Source organism: Paraburkholderia sp. TE9906 (assembly GCF_056279605.1).
This window is the reverse complement of record NZ_JBWCCT010000004.1, coordinates 16,135-41,181: the sequence shown is the minus strand read 5'-3', so window position 1 is coordinate 41,181 and position 25,047 is coordinate 16,135. Positions and strand designations below refer to the sequence as shown.

Below are 25,047 nucleotides of genomic sequence, written 5' to 3'. Positions count from 1 at the left end.
CACAGCCTCCGGCCAGACGGTTCGCCGCGCGCCCTCTGCTATATTCTCTTCATCCTATCCCCCTATTCTTCACGACGCGTGGAACAACTTCCCTTATGGGCGCAGATTGGCGCCGTCTTTCTGCTGCTTATCTGCTCCAGCTTCTTTTCGATTTCCGAAACGGCGATGATGGCGATCAATCGCCATCGCCTGAAACACCTCGCCGGCCAGAACGCGCTCGGCGCAAAGACCACTCAGGGTCTGCTTGCCCACACCGATCAACTATTGAGTGTCGTGCTGATCGGCAATAATCTGTTCAACACGATCATCCCCGTGCTCACCACCTCGATCGCCTTGCACACGTTCGGCCACAACAATCTGGTGCTGTCGATCGCAACCGGCATCGTCGCCTTCCTCATCATCGTGTTCGCGGAGATCACGCCGAAAATCGTCGGCGCGACGTTTCCCGAAAAGATCGCGCTGCCGGCGAGCCTGCTGATCGCGCCGCTGATGCGCGCCGCAAAGCCGCTCGTCTGGTTCGTGAACCTGTTCGCCAACGGCATCTTGCGCGTGCTGCACATCAATACGAAAGGCGCGCGCGACCAGCGCCTGTCCACAGAGGAACTGCGCACCATCGTGCTGGAGTCGGGCAGCTTCATGCCGACCAAGCACCGCAGCATTCTGCTGAACCTGTTCGACCTCGAAAACATCTCCGTCGACGACGTGATGATCCCGCGCCGCCGGATCGAAGCGCTCGACTTCGATGCGCCGTTCGAAGAGATCCTGCATCAACTGGAAACCTGCTATCACAACAAGCTGATCGTCTACCAGGGCGACATCGACCGGGTGCTGGGCGTGCTGCATGTTCGCAAGACGCTCGCGGCCCTGCACAACCAGGAGCTTGAACGCGAGACGCTGCGCGCACTGCTCGCCGAGCCGTACTTCGTGCCGAGCGGCACGCCCGTGTTCCAGCAACTGCAGTACTTCCAGGAAAGCCGTCACCGCACCGCGCTGGTTGTCAACGAATACGGCGAGTTGCAAGGTCTCGTCACGCCGGAAGACATCATCGAGGAACTGATCGGTGAATTCACCACGTCGATTCCGCGTAGCGCCAATTCGCGCGGCGGCTGGAACGAGAAAGGCGAATGCATCGTCGCGGGCAGCATGCCGTTGCGCGAGCTGAACCGCTGGCTGCAACTCAGACTGCCCACCGACGGCCCGAAGACGCTCAACGGCCTGATCCTCGAAATTCTCGAAGACATTCCCGATGGCGACGTGTGCGTGCAGATCGGCGAGATCAAACTCGAAGTCATGCGCAGCGACGATCAGGCGATTCGCACCGTCAAGCTGTTCAAACCGCCGGCGCGTACGAAGGGCAGCAAAACGCTGCTGGGCTGAGGTCCTCCACGCCGTCGATCTCCGATACGCGGCAGGCAGCATCGCACACTCGCACGGCGTGCGCCATTGGCCGTTTGGCCGAATGGCGGCGCCAGCCGCGTTACCGGAAGATGAAGCCGTCATGTTCTACAGGCGGCTCATCACCGGTTTCCCATGCAAGCATCTTTTCAGGCAGCGGCAACGTCGCCGCGGCCCATCGCTTTCGATAACGACGGCACGGCACGCACGAAGCCCAATCCATTCGCCACTGAAGCTGGCGCGGCCCAACTCGGCGATCCAGACAACGCACCTGCCGTACGTCTGTTGACCGACACATTGCAGGAAGCGACCCGCCGTAATGCGTCGGACCTTCACATCGAGCCGGCCGAGCACGGCTGGCGCGTGCGTTTGCGAATCGACGGTGTGCTGCATGAAATCCCGCAGCCGCCCGCTCATTTGCGCGACGCCTTCATTACGCGGGTGAAGGTGCTGGCGCGCATGGACATCGCCGAGCGGCGCGTGCCGCAGGACGGCCGCCTGCGTATCGCGACGTCGCCCGGTCGGATCGAGGACTATCGCGTTAATTCGCTGCCGACGCTGTTCGGCGAAAAACTGGTCTTACGCCGGCTCGACGCATTGCCCACCGATCTTTCGCTCGACTCACTCGGTCTCGACCCACACCAACGCGAGGCGCTCGACGCGGCGATTCGCGCGCCGCACGGTCTCGTGCTCGTCACGGGGCCGACGGGCAGCGGCAAGACCCTCTCCCTGTACTGCTTCCTGAATCTGCTGAACGGCGAGGCGCGCAATCTGTGCTCGGTGGAAGACCCGTCGGAAATCCAGCTGGCCGGCATCAATCAGGTCAGCGTGCGCGAAAAGGCCGGGCTCACTTTCGCGGTGGCGCTGCGCGCGTTCCTTCGACAGGATCCCGACGTGATCATGGTCGGCGAAATTCGCGACGACGAAACCGCCGATGTCGCGGTGAAAGCCGCCCAAACGGGCCATCTCGTTCTCTCGACCCTGCACACGAACGATGCGCCTGCCGCGATCGCGCGCCTGATCGATATCGGCGTCGAGCCATACAACCTCGCGGCAGCGCTGCGGATGGTGACGGCGCAGCGTCTGGTGCGGCGCCTGTGCGTCGCGTGCCGGGCGCCTGCGCCGCAATCGGCGGCAGCGCTGCGGGCCGCTGGCTTCGACGAGCAGCACCTCGATGGCTGGCATCCGTATGCGGCGACCGGGTGCGCGGCTTGTCACGGCATCGGTTACAGAGGCCGCGTCGGAGTCCATCAAGTGATGCCGGTCTCCGATGCGATGCGCGAACTGATCGCCGCAAGCGCCGGCACGCATGAGCTCGCCCGACTCGCGCAAACCGAACAGGTGGCCACGTTGCGCGACGCGGCGTTGGCGCGTGTACGAGACGGCACCACCAGTCTCGCTGAAGCACTGGCTGCCACCGAAGTCGCATGAACACGGTCACGACTCATCCGCCTTCTGCGACCGACACGCGCTTCAGATGGCGCGGCGTCACCGCCGACGGTCTTCACAAAAACGGAACGCTGATCGCGCCGGACGCGGGCACCGCGCGAGTCATGCTCAAACGCGAGGATCTGTTCATCGTCGAACTCGCCGCGCATGGAGCGGCGCCGCGTCCCAAAGCGCGCGCCGCGGACGTCACGCTGTTCACCCGGCAACTCGCCAGTCTGCTGCGTGCCGGTTTGCCACTCGCGCCCGCGCTGGATCTGCTGGCGCAAGGGCAGTCGTCGAACCGGCAAGGCATGCCGCGAATCGTCGGCGCACTGGCTCGCGACATCACCGCGGGCCTGCGCTTTTCCGCGGCGCTGCAGCGGCACCCGGCGCAATTCAATGCGCTGTACTGTCAACTCGTCGAAGTGGGCGAGGCGGCCGGCGCGCTGGCCGCCGTCCTCGCGAGAATCGCCGACGACCGCGAACGCGCCGCCGCGCAGCGCGCGAAAGTGCGCGCGGCACTGACCTATCCCGTCGCAATCCTGTTGCTGGCCACGGCAATCACGGCTGCCTTGCTGGTGTGGGTCGTGCCGACCTTCAAACAGATCTTCGACGGCTTCGGCGCGAAGCTGCCCGCACCGACGCAGTTCGTGCTCGCGTTGTCGTCGGGCGCGGCGCGCTGGAGCCTGCCCGTCATCGCATTGATCTTCGCGTCGACTTCGGCCGTGACGTTTCTGCTGCGACGTTCCGAAATTGCGCGCATCCGGTTCGCACGTCTGTCGCTAAGAATGCCGGTCGCCGGGCCGTTGCTGGGTACGCTATGCGCGGCACGCTGGAGCCGCGCGCTCGGCACCTTGCTATCGGCCGGCACACCGCTCGCCGACGCGTTCGATTCATTGACTCACGCCACCGGCAACGCTTTCTTCGACCGGGCCACGCTCGACATCGCCGCACGGCTGCGGCGCGGCGAGCGACTTGCGGCGGCCATGCGCGCGGCACGCTGCTTTCCGCCCGAGGTCGTGCAGCCGGTGGCGGTGGCCGAGGAGTCCGGCGCGCTCGACACCATGCTGATCGACGTGGCCTCGCTCGCGGATCGTCAGGTAGACGAGAAGATCGGCACGCTGTCGAGCCTGTGCGAGCCGCTCGTGATCGTCGTGCTGGGGGCGCTGGTCGGCGGCCTCGTGATCGCGATGTATCTTCCCATTATTCAACTCGGCAACGTGGTGTAGGATCGCAGCCGAATCCAATCCCTTATCCATGCAGGCGCCTTTTCCACTCGTGTCAGAAACTTCTTCCAGTCTGCTCTCGGGCTTGCTGCCCGGCCACCTCACGACCGGCATCGGCGTCGCGTTCGGCAGCTTGCCCGCCGGCCTGCAGATGGCGTTTGCGATCGTGTTCGGCCTCGTGATCGGCAGCTTCCTGAACGTGGTCGTGCATCGGCTGCCGATCATGCTGGAGCGTGCGTGGCATGCGGAAATCAGCGACACCAGCGACCAGCCGCCGCCCGAAGACGGCCTGCCCGCGCGCTATAACCTGTGGGTGCCGCGTAGCGCGTGTCCGCATTGCGGGCACGTCCTGCGCGCGTGGGAGAATCTGCCGGTACTCAGCTATGTGCTGCTGCGCGGACGCTGCTCCGCCTGCAACGCACACGTGAGCCTGCGCTATCCGCTGCTCGAAATTGCCAGCGGCGCGTTCGCGGCGGGCGCCCTCGCACTGTTCGGCCCGAGCGCCACGGCGCTCGCCGCCTTCGGCTTGTGCGCGGCGCTGCTCGCGATGAGCGCGATCGACATCGACACACATCTGCTGCCCGACTCGATGACGCTGCCGCTTCTGTGGGCTGGCCTCATCGTCAATTTCAACGGCATGTTTGCGAGCCTGCACGATGCGGTGCTCGGCGCCATCTTCGGTTACCTTGTGCTGTGGGCCGTGCATTGGCTGTTCCGGCTGGTGCGCGGTGTCGAAGGCATGGGCTACGGTGATTTCAAGCTGCTCGCGGCGCTCGGCGCGTGGCTCGGCTGGGCCGCCCTGCCGCAGATCGTGCTGATCGCGGCGGTGACGGGCGCAGTGGTCGGCCTCGCGGCGACGTGGCGCGGCCGCATGCGCTTCGAGGAGCCGCTGCCGTTCGGGCCGTTTCTCGCCGCGGGTGGCGCGCTCACGCTGTTTCTCGGCACACCGCTCTATCTGGCTCTGGGAGGCTGAAGCATGTTTGTCGTAGGACTCACCGGCGGCATTGGCAGCGGTAAGTCGACCGTCGCCGATCTGTTCACCGCGCACGGCGTGCCACTCGTCGACACGGACCTGATCGCGCATCGCATCACCGCGCCGCACGGCATCGCGATGCCGCCGATTGCCGCCGAATTCGGCGCCGAGTTCGTCGCCGCCGACGGCTCGCTCGACCGCGCGCGCATGCGTGCGCTCGTATTCAGCGACGAAGGCGCGCGCAAACGTCTCGAAGCCATCACGCATCCGTTGATTCGTGCGGAGACCAGGCGCGAGCAGCGCGAAGCGCGAGGCCCTTATGTGATCGTCGTGGTGCCGCTGCTGGTCGAGTCGGGAAGCTGGAAGCATCGCGTGAACCACGTGCTGACCGTCGATTGCAGCGTCGAGACGCAGATCGCGCGCGTCATGAGCCGCAACGGCTTCAGCCGCGACCAGGTGCTGGCGATCATCGCCCGCCAGGCCACCCGCGAAGCGCGCCTCGCCGCAGCCGACGACGTGATCGACAACGACAACGTATCGCTCGGCACACTGCAGGCGCAAGTCGACGAGCAGCATCGCGCGTATCTGTCCCTCGCGGGCGCATGAGCTGAAACCATGTCATCGGCGAAGCGAAAAACGCGCGCGACACATGAAAACCGCGCGCCGCTCCACGCCCTTCTCGTTGAACTTTGCGGCAGCGTGTAAGCCAAAGCACGCAGAAAGCGCCCGAAACACGTGAAAAAAGTTGCGAAAGCGCGCTGAAAAAGTGCGTGATTGCTAGGGTAGTCCCACGGCATTAGAATGTTCTGCATTCCCGTCACCGACCACGCCCGAGGCGAGCCCGCTTGATCCTTTACGAGTATCCCTTCAACGAGCGAATCCGGACGCTGTTGCGCCTCGAAGATCTGTTCGAGCGCTTCACGTTCTTTCTGACTCAGGAAGACGCCAGGGAACATCACGTCGCACTGACAACGTTGTTCGAAATCTCAGAAGTTGCGGGTCGCGCGGATCTGAAGTCCGATCTGATGAAGGAACTCGAGCGTCAACGGCAAACGCTGGCGCCGTTTCGCGGCAACCCGGGAATCGAGCAGAACGCGCTGGAAGCCGTGCTCGGCGAAATCGAACAGACTCTCGCAGGACTCGGGCAGATGCAGGGCAAGACCGGCCAGCATCTTGCAGACAACGAGTGGCTCGCCAGCATTCGCAGCCGCGCGATTATCCCGGGTGGCACGTGCAAATTCGACCTGCCGTCCTACTACGCGTGGCAACAGCTTCATCCCGATCAGCGCCGCCAGGACATCGCCAAGTGGGTCACGCCGCTGCTGCCGCTGCGTGACGCGGCCACCATCGTTCTGCGGCTCGCGCGCGAATCCGGCCAGGCGTCGAAGGTGATGGCGATGCAAGGCAGCTATCAGCAGATGCTATCGGGGCGTTCGTATCAACTGATGCAGGTTCGGGTGGCACCAGAATTGCGGGTGATTCCCGAGGCGAGTGCCAACAAGTACATGCTGTGGGTGCGTTTCACGGTGCAGGACGGCGATTTGCGTCCGCGTGCAGTGGATGTCGACGTACCGTTCCAGCTCACGCTTTGCAGCCTGTAAGCAGGCCCGCAATCTGGCGTGCCACGTTCGCCCGCCAGATCCGGATAGAGGGATGCGCCTTTAAAGCGGCGCGAAATGCCCCTATATTCGTTACTTGTTCCGTTTGCGATTGACTGCCTGACCGCATGCCTACCGTCGTCAAATGCCCCACTTGCGGCAAGGATGTTCGCTGGACCCCTGAAAGCCGCTACCGTCCGTTCTGCTCCGATCGCTGCAAGCAGATCGATCTCGGCGCCTGGGCCGCTGAGAAATACAAGATCGGTGGGACCGATCAGGAAGCGTCGTCGGATGAGACGCCCGGCGAGGACTACAACCCACATTGAGCGGGCTCGCTGTGACGGCGGACGCTACTAGCACAGCGCCCGCCGTACCCTTCTGCCTATCAGTTCTTTTCCGCCGCGAGCCATTCGAGCACTGGAATGGTCGCCGGCAACAGCGGTGCGACGTCCGCAGGCAACGCCTGCCAGACGAATGCCTGGCCTTCGCGGCCATGCGGCTCGCCGGACCACTGCGTCACCTTGCAGAAGAAAAGCCGCACATAGGCGTGTGGGTAATCGTGTTCGAGCGTATGCCAAAGATGGCTTGCCTCTACGTCGATCCCCAGTTCCTCGTGCAGCTCGCGAGCAAGCGCGGCCTCGACCGACTCGCCCGCCTCCAGCTTGCCACCGGGAAACTCCCAGTAGCCCTCATATGGCTTGCCCGCCGGACGCTGCGCCAACAAATAGCGCCCGTCCGGCTGAATCAGCACGCCGACGGCGACTTCCGTCACCGGACGGCCGGCGGCGTTCTTCTGCGCGTCGCTCATGCGGGGCTCTTCCGGCCGGACCAGTCACGCGCGAATTGCCACGCAACGCGCCCCGAGCGCGAGCCGCGTTCGAGTGCCCATACCAGCGCGTCGCCGCGCGCGGCCTCGACTTCGGCGTCGTCGCAACCGAAATGCCGCAGCCAGTGGGCGATGATCGACAGGTAATCATCCTGTTTGAACGGATAGAAGCTGACCCACAGGCCGAAACGCTCCGACAGCGAAATCTTTTCTTCCACCAGTTCGCCCGGATGAATCTCGCCGTCGGACGTGTGCTTGTACGTCTCGTTGTCGCTCATGTACTCGGGCAGCAGATGGCGGCGGTTCGACGTCGCGTAGATGAGCACGTTATCCGACTGCGCGGCGATCGAACCGTCGAGCGCAACCTTCAGCGCCTTGTAGCCCGACTCGCCGTCTTCGAACGACAGGTCGTCGCAGAACACCACGAAGCGCTCCGGCCGCTTCGCGATCAGGTCGACGATGTCGCCGAGATCGTGCAGATCGTCCTTGTCCACTTCGATCAGACGCAGGCCGTCCTTCGCGTACGCGTTCAGGCACGCCTTGATCAGCGACGATTTGCCGGTGCCGCGCGCGCCCGTCAGCAGCACGTTGTTGGCCGGCTGCTTGTGCACGAACTGGCGCGTGTTCTGCTCGATCAGCCCTTTCTGACGATCGATGTTCTGCAAGTCGTCGAGCGTGATCGACGAGATGGCGGGTACCGGCTGCAGATAGCCGCGCCCCTGGCGCTTGCGCCAGCGAAATGCGACCGCGGCCGACCAGTCGATCTCAGGCGCGGCGGGCGGAAGCATTGCCTCCAGACGGACGAGCACGGCTTCGGCCCGGGTCAAAAACTGTTCGAGTTTATCCATGACGGTGAAGTAAGCGGCCCATTGCGCGGCGGGAGGCCGCGCAATGAACCTGGTTACGAGCGATAGTCGGCGTTGATGCTCACGTAGTCGTGCGACAGATCGCAAGTCCAGATCGTGGCTTGCGCATCGCCGCGGCCGAGTACGACGCGAATGCCGATCTCGCTCTTCTTCATGACGCGCTGGCCGTCTTCTTCACGGTACGCCGGGTTGCGGCCGCCGGCAGTCGCGACCAGCACGTCGTCCAGATACAGATCGATCTTGCCGACGTCGAGATCGTCCACGCCGGCATAACCGATGGCCGCCAGAATGCGGCCGAGGTTCGGGTCCGATGCATAGAAGGCTGTCTTCACGAGCGGCGAGTGGCCGATCGCATACGCGATCTGGCGGCATTCGCTAACGCTCGAGCCGCCTTCGACATGCACGGTCATGAATTTGGTCGCGCCTTCGCCGTCGCGCACGATCAGTTGCGCGAGGGTCTGGGCGACTTCGGTCACCGCATCGCGCAGCGCTGCATAAGCGGGCGAATCGGTAGACGTGATCGCCGGCAGGCTCGATTTGCCCGACGCGATCAGGATGAACGAATCGTTGGTCGACGTATCGCCATCGATCGTGATGCAGTTGAACGAGCGGTCCGCGACGTGTTTGACCAGCGCGTCCAGCACCGGCTGCGCGAGCGCTGCGTCGAACGCGAGGAAGCCGAGCATGGTCGCCATGTTCGGCTTGATCATGCCGGCGCCCTTGCTGATGCCCGTCAGCGTGACCGTATGGCCGTCGATCGTGACCTGGCGCGAGGCGGCTTTAGGCAGCGTGTCGGTGGTCATGATCGCCTGCGCGGCGTCGTACCAGTTCGCTTCCTTACGGTTGGCCAGCGCGGCCGGCAAACCGGCCTTCAGGCGATCGACCGGCAGCGGTTCGAGAATCACGCCGGTCGAAAACGGCAGCACCTGTTCCGGCGTGATGTCGGCGAGACGCGCGAGTTCGGCGCACGTTTCGCGCGCCGCCACGAGACCCGGCTCACCCGTGCCCGCGTTCGCGTTGCCCGTGTTGATCACCAGCGCGCGGATCGCCCTGCCGCCAGCGCGCACACGCTCCAGATTCTCACGGCACACCGTGACGGGCGCCGCACAAAAGCGGTTCTGCGTGAACACGCCGCCTACCGTCGCGCTTTCGTCGACGGAGATGACGAGCACGTCTTTACGGTTCGGCTTGCGGATGTTCGCCTCGGCCCAGCCGAGCGTAACGCCGGCGACGGGGTGGAGTTGAGCGGGATCGATCGAGGGGAAATTGACAGCCATGGTCGCGACCTGTCGAAGAAAATGCCGGCAGGCGCCGGCATCGAGGAAACGGAACTGATGGCCCGGGCAGGTTGCCGGACCACCGCGAAATCAACAGCAAAGCACTGCGTAAAACGACGCGGCGCGCTCAGGAGCGCGCCGCTTTCGGCATCAGACGATCTTGCCGTGGCACTGCTTGTATTTCTTGCCGCTGCCGCACGGGCAGGGGTCGTTGCGGCCGACCTTCGGCACGTTGTCCGCACCGACATTCACTGCCGCTTGCGACGCCGCACCGTGGCCGTGGCTCATCGCTTCGCCGATCATCGCAGCGGTGGCTGCTTCGGCGGCGACCGGCGCTGCGGCCGCGGCTTCGGCGAACTCGGCGTGGCGAAACTCGACGTTCTCGAGATGGCTGCCCTGCTCTTCCAGTTGCTCGGCGGCCTCTTCCAACTGTTCCGGCGACTGGATCTGCACGTTCATCACCACACGGGTGACTTCGAGCTTTACCGCGTCGAGCATCGCGGCGAACAGTTCGAACGCCTCGCGCTTGTATTCCTGCTTCGGGTTCTTCTGCGCATAGCCGCGCAGATGGATGCCCTGACGCAGATGGTCGAGTGCGGCCAGATGTTCGCGCCAGCTGCGGTCCAGCGTTTGCAACATGATGGAGCGTTCGAACGCGCTGAACGATTCGCGGCCGACCAGTTCGACCTTCGCCTCGTACGCTTCGTCCGCGGCAGCTTCGACCGCTTCGAGAATCTCGTCCGCGCTGATCGAGTTCGACTCGTTGATCATTTCCTGGATCGCGAGGTCGAGCTGCCATTCGTTGCGCAGCACTTCCTCCAGCTCGGGCACGTCCCACTGCTCTTCGATGCTGCCTGCCGGCACGAACTGGTGAACGATGTCGGCGATCACGCCATGACGCATTGCACCGATGGTCTCGGTGATGTCGTTCGCTTCAAGCAATTCATTGCGCTGCTGGTAGATCACCTTGCGCTGATCGTTCGACACATCGTCGTATTCGAGCAACTGCTTACGAACGTCGAAGTTGCGCGCTTCGACCTTGCGCTGCGCTGATTCGATCGAGCGCGACACGATGCCCGCCTCGATCGCCTCGCCTTCCGGCATCTTCAGGCGATCCATGATCGCGCGCACACGGTCGCCCGCGAAAATGCGCAACAGCGGATCTTCCAGCGACAGATAGAAGCGCGACGAACCCGGGTCACCCTGGCGACCGGCACGGCCGCGCAACTGGTTGTCGATCCGGCGCGATTCGTGACGTTCGGTGCCGATGATATGCAGACCGCCCGCGGCCTTCACCTGGTCGTGCAGCGCCTGCCACTCGTCGTGCAGCTTCTGGATGCGGCGCTGCTTCTCTTCGTCGGCCAGCGTCTCGTCCTGCTCGATGAAGGACGCCTGCTTTTCCGCGTTGCCGCCGAGCACGATGTCGGTACCACGGCCGGCCATGTTGGTGGCGATCGTGATGCGCTTCGGACGGCCCGCTTCGGCGACGATCTCGGCTTCACGCGCGTGCTGCTTGGCGTTCAGCACTTCGTGCTGCAGACCGGCCTGCTTCAGCAGATGCGAGAGCAGCTCGGAGTTTTCGATCGACGTCGTGCCGACCAACACCGGCTGACCACGCTCGTAGCACTCGCGAATGTCGCGGATCACCGCGTCGTAGCGTTCCTTGGCGGTCTTGTAGATCTGATCCTGCTTGTCGATCCGCTTGGGCGGACGGTTGGTCGGGATCACGACCGTTTCGAGGCCGTAGATCTCGTTGAATTCGTACGCTTCGGTGTCGGCCGTGCCGGTCATGCCGGCCAGCTTCGCGTACATGCGGAAGTAGTTCTGGAACGTGATCGATGCGAGCGTCTGATTCTCGCTCTGGATCTTCACGTGTTCCTTCGCTTCCACGGCCTGGTGCAAACCGTCCGACCAGCGGCGGCCCGCCATCAGACGGCCGGTGAATTCATCGACGATCACGACTTCGCCGTTCTGCACGACGTAATGCTGGTCCTTGAAGAACAGCGTGTGCGCGCGCAGCGCCGCATACACGTGGTGCATCAGCGTGATGTTCTGCGGCGCGTACAGGCTTTCGCCCTCGCCGATCAGGCCCCACTCGGCGAGCAGACGCTCGGCCTTTTCGTGACCCGACTCGGTCAGGAACACCTGACGGCCCTTCTCGTCAAGCGTGTAGTCACCCGGCTTTTCGACGCCGGTGCCGTCCGCCTTCTCTTCGCCGATCTGGCGTTCGAGCAGCGGCGGCAGTGCGTTCATGCGCACGTAGAGTTCGGTGTGATCTTCGGCCTGACCGGAGATGATCAGCGGCGTACGCGCTTCGTCGATCAGGATCGAGTCGACCTCGTCGACGACCGCGAAGTTGAGGGCTCGCTGCACGCGCGCGTCGGTCTCGTAGACCATGTTGTCGCGCAGGTAGTCGAAGCCGAATTCGTTGTTCGTGCCGTACGTGATGTCCGCGGCGTAAGCTGCCTGCTTCGCTTCGTGGTCCATCTGCGACAGGTTGATGCCGACCGACAAACCGAGGAAGTTGTACAGGCGCGCCATCCATTCGGCGTCGCGCTGGGCGAGGTAGTCGTTGACCGTGACCACGTGGACGCCGCGGCCCGACAGCGCGTTCAGGTACACCGGCAGCGTAGCGACGAGCGTCTTGCCTTCGCCGGTGCGCATTTCGCCGATCTTGCCGTAATGCAGGACCATGCCGCCGATCAACTGCACGTCGAAGTGGCGCATTTTCAGCACCCGCTTGCTGGCCTCGCGGCACACGGCAAACGCTTCGGGCAGCAGCTTGTCGAGCGACTCGCCGCTCGCGACGCGCTGGCGGAATTCACCCGTTTTGGCGCGCAGTTGATCGTCCGTCAATTGCTCGATCTGCGGTTCGAGCGCATTGATCGCCGCGACGGTCTTTTGATATTGCTTGACTAGCCGCTGGTTGCGGCTGCCAAAAATCTTTTGTAGAAAACCGGTGGTCATCGGATCGGTGTCTGCGTCGCGGCTTCGGCTGGGTCGCGGCGTGCTGTTCAGGCACGTGCGCTCCGGGGTCGGAAGGGCCTCGGCGGCTTAGTCCAAGAGTGAATTCGAATCGGGCATTTTAGCACGCGCCCCCGGCAGCGCCTGTGTCAGAGGCGCGACGGCGGCAAGGCATCCGAAGCCCGCCGCAGCGACCTTTGACAGTACGCATCGAGACGGGCTCGCAGGCATCCCGCACGGTACAATCGCAACGTGAACGCGCATCGGGTGCGAACACGCCGCTACCGTCAAACATGAGCCGTTTTCCGTCCTTTTCAAGGCCGCCGCCGCAGCAGTTCAAGGCGCGCCGCCCCCAGCCCGTCGCCGAGGTGCTCAATCGCACGGACGCCTTCGCGGCCCTGCGCGCGGGCGTCGAGCAGATTGCCGCGCTGGAAAAGGATCTGCGCGCGCTGCTGCCCGATTATCTGGCGACGAGCGTCGAGCCGGGCTTCATCAAGGACGGCGTGCTGGCCCTCTTTGCCGCGCACAATGCGCTCGCGGCGCGGCTGCGGCATCTGGAGCCACGGCTGCTGGCGGATTTGCAGCAACGAGGCTGGCCGGTCAAGGCGCTGAGAATTCGCGTGCGACCGCAGCCGGTCAAGGCGCCGCCGCCGGTCAAGCAGGCGCGTATGACGCCGACCGGCGCCGACGCGCTGCATGCGCTCTCCGAGTCGCTCGCGCCGTCGCCGCTCCAGGAAGCGCTGGCGAGAATGGCGGCCCGGCATCGGAGAAATCGCTGAACGAAAAAAACGGCCCGTATGGGCCGTTTTTTATGCGCTTGCTTCCGCGCGATCAGAGCAAAGGGTTAGGCGAATGCCGTTTGCGTCTCGTACGCGAAGCCGCGTGGCGCCTTCTGGGTGTCTTCGAAAGTGACGATTTCGTACGAGTCTTCGTGCGCCAGCAACTCGCGCAGCAACGCGTTGTTCAGGCCGTGACCCGACTTGTACGCGTTGTACGACGCCAGCAACGGATGGCCGACCACATACAGGTCGCCAATCGCGTCGAGCATCTTGTGCTTCACGAACTCGTCGTCGTAGCGCAGGCCGTCGTTGTTCAGAATGCGGTATTCGTCGAGCACGATCGCGTTGTCCATGCTGCCGCCGCGCGCGAGACCCAGTTCGCGCATCATTTCCACTTCATGCGCAAAGCCGAACGTGCGGGCACGCGCGATTTCACGCACGTACGACGTGTTGGCAAAATCCACTTCCAGCGCCTGACCGGTCTTGTCAACGGCCGGGTGACGGAAGTCGATCGTGAACTTCAGCTTGAAACCGAAGTACGGATCGAGGCGCGCGAACTTGTCGCCGTCGCGAATTTCGACCGGCTTGGTGACCTTGATGAATTTCTTCGCCGCGTTCTGCTCTTCGATACCCGCCGACTGGATCAGGAACACGAACGAACCGGCACTGCCGTCCATGATCGGAATTTCTTCGGCGGTGACGTCGACATAAAGATTGTCGATGCCGAGACCGGCGCAGGCGGACATCAGGTGCTCGATGGTCGACACGCGCGCGCCGTCTTTCTGCAACACGGAAGCCAGACGCGTATCGCCAATCGCCATCGCCGACGCCGGAATGTCTACCGGCGTGGGCAGATCCACGCGCGAAAACACGATGCCAGTGTCCGGCGCCGCCGGGCGGAGCGTCAGGTTGACTTTACGGCCGGAGTGCAGGCCGATGCCAACTGTCTTGACGATTGATTTGATAGTGCGCTGCTTCAACATGGTGATCTTCTATTCGATTGAAAATCCCAATCGGGACTTTTTATTCCATAGCGCGAATTATACTCCAATACCCTAAGGAGCGTCGTTGCGCGGAACGTATCAATCTGTTTCGCTGCATTACCCAATGGGCGCCCGTCAGGGAAAGCGTGACGGGCCGATGTCCGGAACGGAGGCGTTTCCGGTCATCGGCCCGCGTAACGGCCTGTCACAAAAGCGTCTTACTCACCGTTGCCCTGCGACAACGCGGCACAGCCGCGCAGGCGAGAGGCGAAGGCGCGACGCCGCGCAACTAGCTCAACGTGGCGAGAATACTCCCTGCATCGCTGACTTCGAATTTGCCGGCAGCCTCGACGTTCAACGTCTTGACCACGCCGTCGTCGACCACCATCGCGTAGCGCTGGGAACGGATTCCCATGCCGCGCGCCGACAAATCCTGCTCGAGACCGAGCGCCCGTGTGAAAGCCGCACTGCCGTCCGCCATCATGCGCACCTTGCCCGAGGCGTGCTGATCGCGTCCCCACGCGCCCATTACGAACGCGTCGTTGACGGACACGCACCAGATCTCGTCGATGCCCGCAGCGCGCAACTGCCCGGCGTGCTCGACATAACCCGGTACATGCTTGGCCGAACAGGTCGGCGTGAACGCGCCCGGCAATCCGAAGATCACCACGCGCTTGCCCGCCGTCTGCTCGCGCACGCTGAAGCTGTTCGGCCCCAACGTGCAGCCCGCCCGCTCGTCTTCGACAAACTCGAAAAGCGTTGCGTCGGGCAGCTTGTCACCTGCTTGAATCATGCTCAGTCCTTTGCATCGATGCGAAGCACGCTCGCACGTTCTCGTGTCGCAGTGAAATCCGGCTGGGCCCTACCGTACTACTGGCTCCGCCGTCCGGCGACAGTCGCCCAATCCGCTTCGCGAATCCGAAGAGGGCACTTTTCCTTGCCGCGAATCTGAACGATACGCGGCCTGTTCGCCGTTCACCCGCCACGCTCGTGCATTCGTCGGCCAGCGCTGCTGAAGACAGCGCGGCAACGAAAGCCTGCTCGCGCGCTCAGTCCGCCTGCTTGCGCAGGAATGCCGGAATGTCGTACGTGTCGACGCCTTTTTCCTGCAACGCCTGCACATGCGAAGCGGCCGTATCGCGCGAGGTGCGCCACACTGCCGGCGTGTCCAGCGCGCCGTAATCGGCCGTGCTCGCGTGCGACGCCGACGGCGCATACGCTGCGTGCTGCATCGCGCCGATCGGCTGGTTGTCGGTGCCGGTGCGCAGGAGCGTCATCGGTGCCGATTGCTGCTTCTTCGCCGCGCGGCCCAGACCCGTTGCCACGACCGTCACGCGCAGCGCGTCGCCCATCGCATCGTCGTACACCGCGCCGAAGATCACGGTTGCGTCTTCTGCAGCATAGCTCTTGATGGTGTTCATCACTTCGCGCGTTTCGGACAGACGCAGCGAACGGCTCGACGTGATGTTGACCAGCACGCCACGCGCGCCCGACAGATCCACGCCTTCCAGCAGCGGGCTGGCGACAGCCTGCTCGGCGGCGAGGCGCGCGCGATCGACGCCGGCGACCGTCGCCGTGCCCATCATCGCCTTGCCTTGCTCGCCCATCACCGTCTTCACGTCTTCGAAGTCGACGTTCACCAGACCGTCGACGTTGATGATTTCCGCGATACCGGCCACTGCGTTGTTCAGCACATCGTCTGCGCACTGGAAGCACTTGTCCATCTCGGCGTCGTCGCCCATCACCTCGAACAGCTTGTCGTTCAGAACGACGATCAGCGAATCGACGTGATCCTCCAGTTGCTGCGAACCGGCTTCAGCGACGCGCATGCGCTTGCCGCCTTCGAACTCGAACGGCTTGCTGACCACACCGACGGTCAGAATGCCCATTTCCTTCGCGATCTGCGCGACCACGGGCGCTGCACCCGTGCCCGTGCCGCCGCCCATGCCGGCCGTGATGAAGACCATGTGTGCGCCGCGCAGTGCGTCGGCGATGCGCTCACGGGCTTCTTCCGCTGCGGCGCGGCCCATTTCCGGCTTGGCGCCCGCGCCCAGACCCGTGTTGCCGAGCTGGATCACCGCGGTGGCGCGCGAACGCGACAGTGCCTGCGCGTCCGTGTTCATCACGATGAAGTCGACGCCTTGCACGCCTTTGTTGATCATGTGCTGAACGGCATTGCCGCCAGCGCCACCTACTCCGACCACCTTGATGATGGTGCCGTTCGTTTCGGTTTCCAGCATCTGGAATTCCATGTTGCCTCCGTCAAGATAAAAAATTACAGCCACTCGGCCGTTATTCGGCAGGAGATCGGGCAACCGCCTGTCGCGCGCCGGCCGCCGGCACCAGCGCGTATTTTTTAGAACCCGTTCGAAACCCGTTCAGCTAAATCTGTGCAGCAAAACCGTTGCGTCAGAAGTTACCGAGGAACCAGTCCTTCATGCGCGTGAACACCTGTCCCATCGAGCCCGACTGCACCGCGACCTTGCGGCCGCGCATGCGTTGCGAGCGTCCTTCGACGAGCAGGCCCATCGCCGTCGAATAGCGCGGATTGCGCACGACGTCGGCGAGACCGCCCGCGTATTCCGGCACGCCGATGCGCACCGGCTTCAGGAAAATGTCTTCACCCAGTTCGACCATGCCGAGCATCATCGACGCGCCGCCGGTCAGCACCACGCCGGAGCTCAGCAGTTCCTCGTAACCCGACTCGCGCACCACCTGCTGCACGAGCGAAAACAGTTCTTCGACGCGCGGCTCGACCACCGCCGCCAGCGCCTGGCGCGACAGCGTGCGCGGACCGCGCTCGCCGAGACCCGGCACTTCGATCATCTCGTCCGGATCGGCCAAGGCCTGCTTGGCGATGCCGTAATCGACCTTGATGTCTTCGGCGTCCGGCGTCGGCGTGCGCAAGGCCATCGCGATGTCGCTCGTGATCTGGTCGCCGGCGATCGGAATCACCGCCGTATGACGGATCGCGCCTTCGCTGAAAATCGCAATATCAGTCGTGCCGCCGCCGATATCGACCAGCACCACGCCGAGTTCCTTCTCGTCTTCCGTCAGCACCGCGAGCGACGACGCGAGCGGCTGCAGAATCAGATCGTTCACTTCGAGCCCGCAACGGCGCACGCACTTGACGATGTTCTGCGCCGCGCTCACCGCGCCGGTGACGATGTGCACCTTCACTTCGAGGCGAATGCCGCTCATGCCGATCGGCTCGCGCACATCTTCCTGACCGTCGATGATGAATTCCTGCGTGAGGATATGCAGCACCTGCTGATCGGTCGGGATGTTGATCGCCTTGGCCGTTTCGATCACGCGGGCGACGTCCGTCTGCGTGACTTCCTTCTCCTTGATCGCCACCATGCCGCTCGAATTGAAGCTGCGGATATGGCTGCCGGCGATCCCGGTGAACACATTCGTGATCTTGCAGTCGGCCATCAGCTCGGCTTCTTCGAGGGCGCGCTGAATCGACTGCACGGTGGCTTCGATATTCACCACCACGCCTTTCTTGAGCCCCTTCGATTCGCTCTGGCCGAGGCCGATCACCTCGTAGTGACCTTCGCCCTTCAACTCGGCGACGATGGCCACGACCTTCGACGTCCCGATGTCGAGGGCGACCAGCAGATCTTTATAGTCTTTACTCATAGCGTGCTCATTGCGTGTGATGTCCGTTTACTTCTTGCCCTTGTCGGGTTCGCTGATAAAGCGCATGCCAGCCGCGCGAATCGCGAAACCGTTCGGATAGCGCAAGTCCGCATACTCGATATCCTTTCCCCAACGTTGCGTCACCGCGCTCCACGCCGCCGTCAGGCGCTTGCTGCGATCGAGCAGCGTGTCCTGATTGCGTTCGCGTCCAAGTTCAACCTGCGTGCCGTTCGACAGCTTCACCGTCCACGCGTAGCGCGGCGACAGCGTCACTTCGTCCGGCGTCGCGCCCAACGGCGCAAACCACTTCTGGAAGTCGTGATAACGCGCGACCACCTCTTTTGCCGTGCCGTCCGGGCCGTCGAACGCGGGCAGATCTTCTTCCAGCTCGCCCTGGTTCGCGGTGAACAGCTCGCCATCGACGCTGACCAGCTGATCGCTGCCCCACGTTCCCAGCGGTTTGTACTCCTCGAGCGTGACAGCCAGCGCGTTCGGCCAGACCCGCCGCACGCTCGCGTGACGCACCCACGGCATCTGCTCGAACGCCTGGCGCGCGACGTCGAGATCGACCGTGAAAAAGTTGCCCTTCAACCGCCCCACTACGCCGGCGCGCACCGTCGGCGAATTGATGTGCTCGGTGTCGCCGTCGATCTGGATTTCGCGCAGCGCGAAATTCGGGCGCTGGATCAGCCAGTAACCGCCCGCCGCCAGCAGCACGAGCACCAGCAACACATGCAATGCATTGGTGGCAAGATTGAGCTGGCGAACGTTGTTCCACATGGTGTTGCTTTCGGGTCGCCCCGTTTAGTCCTGCAGCGTCAGCGCCAACACGCCGACAACCAGTTCCTGATAGCTGATGCCCACCGCGCGCGCCGCTTTCGGCGGCAGCGAGTGATCGGTCATGCCAGGCGCCGTGTTCACTTCCAGAAAGTACGGATTGCCTTCGCCGTCGAGCATGAAATCGGCGCGCCCCCAGTCGGTGCAGCCGAGCACGTCGAACGCGCGGCGCGCCAGCACTTTCAGGCGCGCTTCCTCGTCCGCCGCCAGACCGCACGGAATCAGGTACTGCGTGTCGTTGGCGATGTACTTCGCGTGGTAGTCGTAGAACTCGCCGGCCGGCACGATGCGGATCACCGGCAGGTCCAGGTCGCCCGCGATGCACGCGGTGTATTCGCCGCCGCCTTCGATGCTCTTTTCGACCACGACGATCCTGTCGTACTTCACCGCTTCGATCAGCGCGGCCGGCAATGCGTCCGCGCTCTTCACCTTGATCACCGCGACGCTCGAACCTTCGCTCGCCGGCTTCACGAAGAGCGGCAAGCCGAGCTTCGCGACGATTTCTTTCGCGCGCGCGTCATAGTCGTCGCCGCGCAGCACCGCTTCGAACGGCGGCGTCGGAATGCCGAGCTGCTGCCACACGAGCTTGGTGCGGAACTTGTCCAGACCCAGCGCCGAGCCGAGCACGCCGCTGCCGGTGTACTTGATGCCGTAGAAGTCGAGCGCGCCCTGGATCTGGCCGTTCTCGCCGTAGCCGCCATGCAGCGCGTTGAACGCGCGCACGAAGCCTTCTTCCTTCAACGCGGCGAGCGGACGCTCGGCCGGATCGAACGGATGCGCGTCGATGCCCGCGTCGCGCAGACCTTGCAACACGAGACGTCCGGAGTTGAGCGATACCTCTCGCTCGGCGGAATCTCCACCGAGCAGCACTGCCACTTTGCCGAATTGTTTGGCGAGTTCGCCCGATTTATTACTGCTCATCTCACACCTTCAGTTCCTGCGCGAGACGACCCGGCACACCGCCGATCGAACCCGCGCCCATCGTAATCACCACGTCGCCGTCGCGCACCAATGCTGCGAGCGCGTCCGGCACTTCATCCACCGTATCGACGAACACCGGCTCGACCTTGCCCGCCACCCGCAGCGCGCGCGCCAACGCGCGGCCGTCCGCGGCGACGATCGGCGCTTCGCCGGCCGAATAGACTTCGGTCAGCACGAGCGCGTCGACGGTCGACAGCACCTTCACGAAATCTTCGAAGCAATCGCGCGTGCGCGTGAAGCGGTGCGGCTGGAACGCCAGCACCAGGCGCCGGCCGGGAAACGCGCCGCGCGCCGCCGCCACCGTGGCCGCCATCTCGACCGGGTGATGACCGTAGTCGTCGACCAGCGTGTACGCGCCCGCGACCTTGCCCTCCGTTGCCACCGGCACTTCGCCGTAACGCTGGAAGCGCCGGCCCACGCCGTTGAAATCCGCGAGCGCTCGCTGGATATCGGCATCTTTCACTTCAAGTTCAGTCGCGATCGCAATCGCGGCCAGCGCGTTCTGCACGTTGTGCTCGCCCGGCAGGTTCAACACGATGTCGAGCGGCGCCGCGTCTTCGCGCATCGCAGTGAAATGCATCTTGCCGTCGCGCGCCTGAACGTTCACCGCGCGAACCTGCGCGTCCGGCGCAAGGCCGTAGCGGATGATCGGCTTCGACACGAACGGCAGGATCTCCTTCACGTTCGGATCGTCGACGCACAGCACTGCGATGCCGTAGAACGGCAGACGGTGCGTGAACTCGATGAACGCCTGCTTGAGCCGCGCGAAGTCGTGGCCATAGGTGTCCATGTGATCGGCGTCGATGTTCGTGATGACCTCGATCACCGGGAACAGGTTCAGGAACGACGCGTCCGACTCGTCCGCTTCGGCGACGATGAAGTCGCCCGTGCCGAGTCGCGCATTCGCGCCCGCGCTGATGAGCCGCCCGCCGATCACGAAGGTCGGATCGAGCCCGCCCGCGGCCAGCACGCTCGCCACCAGCGAAGTGGTCGTGGTCTTGCCGTGCGTGCCGGCAATCGCGATGCCCTGCTTCAGGCGCATCAGTTCCGCGAGCATCACCGCGCGCGGCACGATCGGAATGCGGCGATGACGCGCGGCCAGCACTTCGGGGTTGTCGCTGCGCACAGCCGTGGAAACCACCACCGCGTTCGCGCCTTCGATGTTCTCGGCCGCGTGACCGATCGCAATGCGCGCGCCGAGCGCGGCGAGGCGATCCGTGATTGCGTTGCTCGACAGATCCGAGCCGCTTACCTGATAGCCCAGGTTGACCAGCACCTCCGCGATGCCGCTCATGCCGACACCGCCGATGCCGACAAAGTGAATGTGTTTGACGATATGTTTCATTGCTGTCCTTCTGGGCTCGCGCCCGAAATCGAACCCGCCACGCTCGCGCAAATCTGCGCGACCTGCTCCGTGGCGTCGGGTTTCGCGAGCGAGCGCGAACGCTCCGCCATGTCCGCGAGAGTTTCCCGCGTCTGGCTGCGCAACCAGTCGGCGAGTGTGTCCGCCGACAGGTCACGTTGCTGCACGACTAGCGCCGCGCCGTGATCGGCGAGAAACGCTGCATTGGTGGTCTGGTGATCGTCTACTGCATACGGGAACGGCACGAAGAACGCCGCCACGCCCACCGCCGAAATCTCCGACACCGTCATCGCGCCGGAGCGGCAAATCACGAGGTCGGCCTTCGCGTACGCGCTCGTCATGTCGTCGATGAACGGCACGAGTTCGACCTCGGCTCCGCTTTGCAGACCCGCTGCCGCGTAGTTCTCGCGCAGCGCGTCGATATGCTTCGCGCCCGCCTGATGCACGATGCGCGGCCGTTCGTTCGGCGCGAGAAGCGCGACCGCGCGCGGCACCACTTCGTTCAACGCCGCCGCGCCGAGACTGCCGCCCACCACCAGCACATTCAGCGGACCCGTGCGTTGTGCGTAGCGTGCTTTGGGTGCAATCGCGCGCGCAAGTTCCTCACGAATCGGATTGCCGGTCCATTCGCCGTGCGGCAGCGCATTCGGAAACGCAACCAGCACGCGTTTGGCGAGCTTTGCGAGCACCTTGTTCGCGAGACCGGCGATCGAATTCTGTTCATGCAGCACCAGCGGACGGCCGCTCAACGCGGTCATCAATCCAGCCGGGAACGTGATGTAGCCGCCCATGCCGAGCACGACGTCCGGCTTCACGCGGCGCAGTACGGAGAGGCTCTGCGTGCACGCGCGCAGCAGATTCAGCGGCAGCATCAGCTTGGTCTTGAGACCTTTGCCGCGCAGTCCGCCGAAGCGCACGTATTCCATCGGGATGCCGTGCTTCGGCACCAGCGTCGCTTCCATGCCCGCGGGATTGCCGAGCCACACGACCTTCCAGCCCCACGCCTGCATCAGATGCGCGACCGCGAGACCCGGGAACACGTGTCCTCCGGTGCCGCCGGCCATCACCATCAGCGTGCGTTGGTGGAGAGCGGTCATACTTTGCCCCCACGCATCAACACACGGTTCTCGTAATCCACGCGCATCAACACAGCGACCGCCACGCAGTTCAGCAAAATGCCCGAGCCGCCGTAGCTGACGAGCGGCAGCGTGAGACCTTTAGTGGGCAGCAAGCCGAGATTCACGCCCATGTTGATGAAGGTCTGCGCGCCGAACCAGATGCCGACGCCCTTCGCAACCAGGCCCGCGAACGTGCGGTCGAGTGCGAGCGCCTGACGGCCGATCTCGAAGGAGCGGCGCACGATCCAGTAGAACATCAGGATCACGACCAGCACGCCGACGAAACCCAACTCCTCGCCGATCACCGCGAGGATGAAGTCGGTATGCGCTTCCGGCAGGTAGTTGAGCTTCTCGACGCTGCCGCCGAGGCCCACGCCGAACCACTCGCCGCGCCCGAACGCGATGAGCGAGTGCGTCAATTGATAAGCCTTGCCCTGCGCGTAACGGTCATCCCACGGATCGAGGTACGCGAAAATCCGCTCGCGACGCCACGGCGACGCCCACACCAGCAAGCTGAACGTGCCCACGGCCGTGGCGACCAGGCCGCCGAACAGCTTGCCGTTCACACCGCCGAGAAACAGCACGCCCATCGCAATCGCCGCGATCACCATGAACGCGCCCATGTCCGGTTCGAGCAGCAGCAACGCCCCGACGAGACCAACCGCCACCGCCATCGGCAGAAAGCCCTTGGCGAAGCTGTGCATGTATTCCTGCTTACGCACCGTGTAGTTCGCCGCGTAGATCGTCACCGCGAGCTTCATGATCTCCGACGGCTGCATGTTCGTGATGCCGAGCGGAATCCAGCGGCGCGCACCGTTCACGCCCTTGCCGACGTGCGGGATCAGCACGATCACCAACGCGACGAGCGAGATCAGGAAGAGCTTGGGCGCGTACTTGTCCCACGTCGAGATCGGGATGCGGAACGACACGACGCCGATTACCGCGCCCATCGTCACGAAAATGATCTGGCGCACGAGGAATGCATAGTCGCGATACGACGCGTACTTCGGCGAATCGGGCATAGCGATCGACGCCGAATACACCATCACGACGCCGAGTCCGAGCAGCGCGACCACGACCCACAGCAGCGAGTGATCGTAGTCGAGCATCCGCGAACGCAGCGGACGCACGCCGTTGACGGCGCTCGCCAGGCCGCTGCCGGCCGTGCGGCCCGCCATGCGCGCCGCTCCACCCGAGCCGCCCGCATCGCCGGCAGCCGCCTGGCGAGAACCGAAACGTTCCGACCAGCTCATATCATCGTCCCCCGTTCGGCCGCGATGTCTTCCACCGTGCTGCGAAACACGGCGGCACGGTGTGCATAACCCTTGAACATGTCGAAGCTCGCGCAAGCCGGCGACAGCAGCACGACGTCGCCCGGTTGGGCCAGCGCGGCGGCGGCACGCGTCGCTTCTTCGAGCGTCGCGTGATCGGTCATGGCGATGCCGCAGTGTTCGAGCGCCGCGCGAATCAGCGGCGCGTCACGGCCGATCAGCATCACCGCGCGGCACCAGCGCATCACCGGCGCGGCGAGCGGTTCGAACGCCTGGCCCTTGCCGTCGCCGCCGGCGATCAGCACCGCGCGCTGCGCGAGGCCGTCGAGCGCGGCCACCGTCGCGCCGACATTGGTGCCCTTGCTGTCGTCCACGTAGTCGATGCCGTCGATCGACGCGATCAACTCCACGCGATGCGGCTCGCCGTGGTACTCACGCAGACCGTGCAGCAACGGCGCGCCCGGCAAGCCGATCGCACGCGCCAGCGCATAAGCGGCCAGCGCGTTAGCGGCGTTGTGCAGGCCGCGAATGCGCAACGCGTCGGCGGGCATCAGACGCTTGAGCGCGATGGCCGGCGGCGTCGCCACTTCGTTCTTGCGACGGCGCTTCGGCGTGGGCTCATCACTCGGGTCGCGATCGTGCGCTTCGACGAGCCAGATCATGCCGTTGTCGCGCAGCAAACCGTAGTCGCCGTCATTCTTCGGCTCAGTGACGCCGAAGGTGATCGTGTCCGCTTCGCTGTCGCCCGAAGGTGCGAGCGACATCACGCGCGAGTCGTCGCGGTTCAGCACGCGCACGGTCTGTGTACCGAAGATGCGGCCCTTCGCCGCCGCATACGCGTCGAGCCCGCCGTGCCAGTCGAGGTGGTCTTGCGTGATGTTCAGCACGACTGCCGCATCCGGCGAAAACGTGTGCGCGGTTTCCAGCTGGAAGCTCGACAGTTCGAGCACCCACACGTCGGGCAGCGCGGTGTGATCGATCGCTTCGCTGAGCTTGTCGAGCAAGGCCGGGCTGATGTTGCCGGCCACCGCGACCTTCTTGCCGGCGCGCTCGCACAGCAGGCCGGTCAGGCTCGTGGTCGTGGTCTTGCCGTTGGTGCCGGTGATCGCGATCACCTTCGGTGCGTAGCCGCTTTCGCCGAGCGTCTTCAGCGCCTGCGAGAAGAACTCGAGTTCGCCCCACACGGGAATGCCCTGCTCACGCGCCGCCGTGATCAGCGGCAACAGATCGGCGGCGAGCGGCGACAGGCCCGGGCTGATAGCAACGAGTTCGACACCTTCGAGCAGCACCGTCGAGAACGGGCCGCCGACGAAGTCAGCGTCGACGCCGTGCGCTTCCAGCGCGGACAGGTTCGGCGGCACCTCGCGCGTATCGGCCACACGCAGCCGACAGCCGTGCCGCGCGCACCAGCGCGCCATCGCGAGACCGGATTCACCCAGTCCCAGCACGAGCACCATCGGCTTTTGCCGATCCCGAAACTTCTCGCCGAACATCGCTTGCTTTCCCTTAACTTCGACTAA

22 protein-coding genes are annotated in these 25,047 nt (G+C 64.2%); 8 read left to right on the top strand and 14 right to left on the bottom strand.

Features of this window, described 5'->3' with window-relative positions; all coding sequences use genetic code 11:
* The first annotated feature begins 78 nt into the window (after positions 1 to 78).
* The 7 genes from ACZ9H4_RS11060 (at position 79) to yacG (ending at position 6,946) form a co-directional block, all read left to right on the top strand.
* A complete protein-coding gene (locus tag ACZ9H4_RS11060) occupies positions 79 to 1,377 on the top strand; it encodes an HlyC/CorC family transporter (protein ID WP_408149816.1) in 1,299 nt (432 codons plus the stop codon).
* Positions 1,378 to 1,530: 153 nt separating this feature from the next.
* Complete coding sequence (locus tag ACZ9H4_RS11055) at positions 1,531 to 2,826, top strand: GspE/PulE family protein (protein ID WP_476119046.1); 1,296 nt, start codon at positions 1,531 to 1,533, stop codon at positions 2,824 to 2,826.
* A complete protein-coding gene (locus ACZ9H4_RS11050; protein WP_408149820.1) occupies positions 2,823 to 4,052 on the top strand; it encodes a type II secretion system F family protein in 1,230 nt (409 codons plus the stop codon). The genes ACZ9H4_RS11055 and ACZ9H4_RS11050 overlap by 4 nt, the downstream gene beginning before the upstream one ends.
* A 28-nt stretch (positions 4,053 to 4,080) precedes the next feature.
* The gene (locus ACZ9H4_RS11045) at positions 4,081 to 5,022 is read left to right on the top strand and encodes a prepilin peptidase (protein ID WP_476119045.1); all 942 of its coding nucleotides are present in this window, start codon (positions 4,081 to 4,083) and stop codon (positions 5,020 to 5,022) included.
* Positions 5,023 to 5,025: 3 nt separating this feature from the next.
* Positions 5,026 to 5,628 carry a dephospho-CoA kinase gene (gene coaE, locus ACZ9H4_RS11040; protein WP_476119044.1) on the top strand — a complete coding sequence of 201 codons (603 nt, stop codon included), beginning with the start codon at positions 5,026 to 5,028 and terminating at the stop codon, positions 5,626 to 5,628.
* A 239-nt stretch (positions 5,629 to 5,867) separates the two neighbouring features.
* On the top strand, positions 5,868 to 6,623 hold the full coding sequence (gene zapD, locus ACZ9H4_RS11035) for a cell division protein ZapD (protein WP_042320771.1): 756 nt from the start codon (positions 5,868 to 5,870) through the stop codon (positions 6,621 to 6,623).
* Positions 6,624 to 6,748: 125 nt separating this feature from the next.
* A complete protein-coding gene (yacG, locus tag ACZ9H4_RS11030; protein ID WP_408149827.1) occupies positions 6,749 to 6,946 on the top strand; it encodes a DNA gyrase inhibitor YacG in 198 nt (65 codons plus the stop codon).
* A 59-nt stretch (positions 6,947 to 7,005) separates the two neighbouring features.
* Here the strand turns inward: yacG and ACZ9H4_RS11025 are convergent, their stop codons facing one another.
* The 4 genes from ACZ9H4_RS11025 to secA all read right to left on the bottom strand — a co-directional run bounded on the left by ACZ9H4_RS11025 (position 7,006) and on the right by secA (position 12,556).
* Entirely contained in the window at positions 7,006 to 7,428 is a 423-nt protein-coding gene (locus ACZ9H4_RS11025; protein WP_121315761.1) for an NUDIX domain-containing protein, read from the bottom strand.
* Positions 7,425 to 8,294 (bottom strand): ATP-binding protein, encoded by an 870-nt coding sequence (locus ACZ9H4_RS11020; RefSeq protein WP_408149830.1) that lies wholly within the window; start codon positions 8,292 to 8,294, stop codon positions 7,425 to 7,427. Before ACZ9H4_RS11020 ends, ACZ9H4_RS11025 begins: the two co-directional genes overlap by 4 nt.
* A gap of 53 nt (positions 8,295 to 8,347) precedes the next feature.
* Positions 8,348 to 9,589, bottom strand: coding sequence for a bifunctional glutamate N-acetyltransferase/amino-acid acetyltransferase ArgJ (argJ, locus tag ACZ9H4_RS11015; protein WP_408156795.1), 1,242 nt, complete (start codon positions 9,587 to 9,589; stop codon positions 8,348 to 8,350).
* A 150-nt stretch (positions 9,590 to 9,739) separates the two neighbouring features.
* On the bottom strand, positions 9,740 to 12,556 hold the full coding sequence (gene secA, locus ACZ9H4_RS11010; protein WP_408150288.1) for a preprotein translocase subunit SecA: 2,817 nt from the start codon (positions 12,554 to 12,556) through the stop codon (positions 9,740 to 9,742).
* Between the two features lie 290 nt (positions 12,557 to 12,846).
* Here secA and ACZ9H4_RS11005 point away from each other — a divergent pair, with 290 nt between their 5' ends.
* Positions 12,847 to 13,332: a DciA family protein gene (locus tag ACZ9H4_RS11005; protein WP_408150327.1), complete on the top strand. Its 486-nt coding sequence runs from the start codon at positions 12,847 to 12,849 to the stop codon at positions 13,330 to 13,332.
* Between the two features lie 65 nt (positions 13,333 to 13,397).
* Here the strand turns inward: ACZ9H4_RS11005 and lpxC are convergent, their stop codons facing one another.
* The 10 genes from lpxC to murD all read right to left on the bottom strand — a co-directional run bounded on the left by lpxC (position 13,398) and on the right by murD (position 25,020).
* Positions 13,398 to 14,315, bottom strand: coding sequence for a UDP-3-O-acyl-N-acetylglucosamine deacetylase (gene lpxC, locus ACZ9H4_RS11000; protein WP_408156791.1), 918 nt, complete (start codon positions 14,313 to 14,315; stop codon positions 13,398 to 13,400).
* Between the two features lie 289 nt (positions 14,316 to 14,604).
* A complete protein-coding gene (locus ACZ9H4_RS10995) occupies positions 14,605 to 15,108 on the bottom strand; it encodes a peroxiredoxin (RefSeq protein WP_408150292.1) in 504 nt (167 codons plus the stop codon).
* Positions 15,109 to 15,364: 256 nt separating this feature from the next.
* On the bottom strand, positions 15,365 to 16,567 hold the full coding sequence (gene ftsZ / locus ACZ9H4_RS10990; RefSeq protein WP_408150294.1) for a cell division protein FtsZ: 1,203 nt from the start codon (positions 16,565 to 16,567) through the stop codon (positions 15,365 to 15,367).
* Positions 16,568 to 16,724: 157 nt separating this feature from the next.
* Positions 16,725 to 17,957: a cell division protein FtsA gene (gene ftsA / locus ACZ9H4_RS10985; protein WP_007180311.1), complete on the bottom strand. Its 1,233-nt coding sequence runs from the start codon at positions 17,955 to 17,957 to the stop codon at positions 16,725 to 16,727.
* 27 nt (positions 17,958 to 17,984) lie between these two features.
* On the bottom strand, positions 17,985 to 18,737 hold the full coding sequence (locus ACZ9H4_RS10980) for a cell division protein FtsQ/DivIB (protein ID WP_168665836.1): 753 nt from the start codon (positions 18,735 to 18,737) through the stop codon (positions 17,985 to 17,987).
* Between the two features lie 24 nt (positions 18,738 to 18,761).
* A complete protein-coding gene (locus tag ACZ9H4_RS10975; RefSeq protein WP_476119043.1) occupies positions 18,762 to 19,715 on the bottom strand; it encodes a D-alanine--D-alanine ligase in 954 nt (317 codons plus the stop codon).
* 1 nt (position 19,716) lies between these two features.
* On the bottom strand, positions 19,717 to 21,120 hold the full coding sequence (gene murC, locus ACZ9H4_RS10970; RefSeq protein ID WP_408156787.1) for a UDP-N-acetylmuramate--L-alanine ligase: 1,404 nt from the start codon (positions 21,118 to 21,120) through the stop codon (positions 19,717 to 19,719).
* Positions 21,117 to 22,235, bottom strand: coding sequence for an undecaprenyldiphospho-muramoylpentapeptide beta-N-acetylglucosaminyltransferase (murG, locus tag ACZ9H4_RS10965; RefSeq protein ID WP_408150301.1), 1,119 nt, complete (start codon positions 22,233 to 22,235; stop codon positions 21,117 to 21,119). The genes murC and murG overlap by 4 nt, the downstream gene beginning before the upstream one ends.
* Positions 22,232 to 23,509: a putative lipid II flippase FtsW gene (gene ftsW / locus ACZ9H4_RS10960; RefSeq protein WP_476119042.1), complete on the bottom strand. Its 1,278-nt coding sequence runs from the start codon at positions 23,507 to 23,509 to the stop codon at positions 22,232 to 22,234. Before ftsW ends, murG begins: the two co-directional genes overlap by 4 nt.
* The gene (gene murD, locus ACZ9H4_RS10955; RefSeq protein ID WP_408150305.1) at positions 23,506 to 25,020 is read right to left on the bottom strand and encodes a UDP-N-acetylmuramoyl-L-alanine--D-glutamate ligase; all 1,515 of its coding nucleotides are present in this window, start codon (positions 25,018 to 25,020) and stop codon (positions 23,506 to 23,508) included. The genes ftsW and murD overlap by 4 nt, the downstream gene beginning before the upstream one ends.
* Positions 25,021 to 25,047: the final 27 nt, after the last annotated feature.

Excerpts from the sequence above, each read along its gene's own strand:
- ACZ9H4_RS11055 (WP_476119046.1), top strand. The coding sequence starts at position 1,531 with ATGCAAGCATCTTTTCAGGCAGCGGCAACGTCGCCGCGGCCCATCGCT.
- ACZ9H4_RS11050 (WP_408149820.1), top strand. The coding sequence starts at position 2,823 with ATGAACACGGTCACGACTCATCCGCCTTCTGCGACCGACACGCGCTTC.
- ACZ9H4_RS11045 (WP_476119045.1), top strand. The coding sequence starts at position 4,081 with ATGCAGGCGCCTTTTCCACTCGTGTCAGAAACTTCTTCCAGTCTGCTC.
- coaE (WP_476119044.1), top strand. The coding sequence starts at position 5,026 with ATGTTTGTCGTAGGACTCACCGGCGGCATTGGCAGCGGTAAGTCGACC.
- yacG (WP_408149827.1), top strand. The coding sequence starts at position 6,749 with ATGCCTACCGTCGTCAAATGCCCCACTTGCGGCAAGGATGTTCGCTGG.
- ACZ9H4_RS11025 (WP_121315761.1), bottom strand. The coding sequence starts at position 7,428 with ATGAGCGACGCGCAGAAGAACGCCGCCGGCCGTCCGGTGACGGAAGTC.
- ACZ9H4_RS11020 (WP_408149830.1), bottom strand. The coding sequence starts at position 8,294 with ATGGATAAACTCGAACAGTTTTTGACCCGGGCCGAAGCCGTGCTCGTC.
- argJ (WP_408156795.1), bottom strand. The coding sequence starts at position 9,589 with ATGGCTGTCAATTTCCCCTCGATCGATCCCGCTCAACTCCACCCCGTC.
- secA (WP_408150288.1), bottom strand. The coding sequence starts at position 12,556 with ATGACCACCGGTTTTCTACAAAAGATTTTTGGCAGCCGCAACCAGCGG.
- ACZ9H4_RS11005 (WP_408150327.1), top strand. The coding sequence starts at position 12,847 with ATGAGCCGTTTTCCGTCCTTTTCAAGGCCGCCGCCGCAGCAGTTCAAG.
- lpxC (WP_408156791.1), bottom strand. The coding sequence starts at position 14,315 with ATGTTGAAGCAGCGCACTATCAAATCAATCGTCAAGACAGTTGGCATC.
- ACZ9H4_RS10995 (WP_408150292.1), bottom strand. The coding sequence starts at position 15,108 with ATGATTCAAGCAGGTGACAAGCTGCCCGACGCAACGCTTTTCGAGTTT.
- ftsZ (WP_408150294.1), bottom strand. The coding sequence starts at position 16,567 with ATGGAATTCCAGATGCTGGAAACCGAAACGAACGGCACCATCATCAAG.
- ftsA (WP_007180311.1), bottom strand. The coding sequence starts at position 17,957 with ATGAGTAAAGACTATAAAGATCTGCTGGTCGCCCTCGACATCGGGACG.
- ACZ9H4_RS10980 (WP_168665836.1), bottom strand. The coding sequence starts at position 18,737 with ATGTGGAACAACGTTCGCCAGCTCAATCTTGCCACCAATGCATTGCAT.
- ACZ9H4_RS10975 (WP_476119043.1), bottom strand. The coding sequence starts at position 19,715 with ATGAGCAGTAATAAATCGGGCGAACTCGCCAAACAATTCGGCAAAGTG.
- murC (WP_408156787.1), bottom strand. The coding sequence starts at position 21,120 with ATGAAACATATCGTCAAACACATTCACTTTGTCGGCATCGGCGGTGTC.
- murG (WP_408150301.1), bottom strand. The coding sequence starts at position 22,235 with ATGACCGCTCTCCACCAACGCACGCTGATGGTGATGGCCGGCGGCACC.
- ftsW (WP_476119042.1), bottom strand. The coding sequence starts at position 23,509 with ATGAGCTGGTCGGAACGTTTCGGTTCTCGCCAGGCGGCTGCCGGCGAT.
- murD (WP_408150305.1), bottom strand. The coding sequence starts at position 25,020 with ATGTTCGGCGAGAAGTTTCGGGATCGGCAAAAGCCGATGGTGCTCGTG.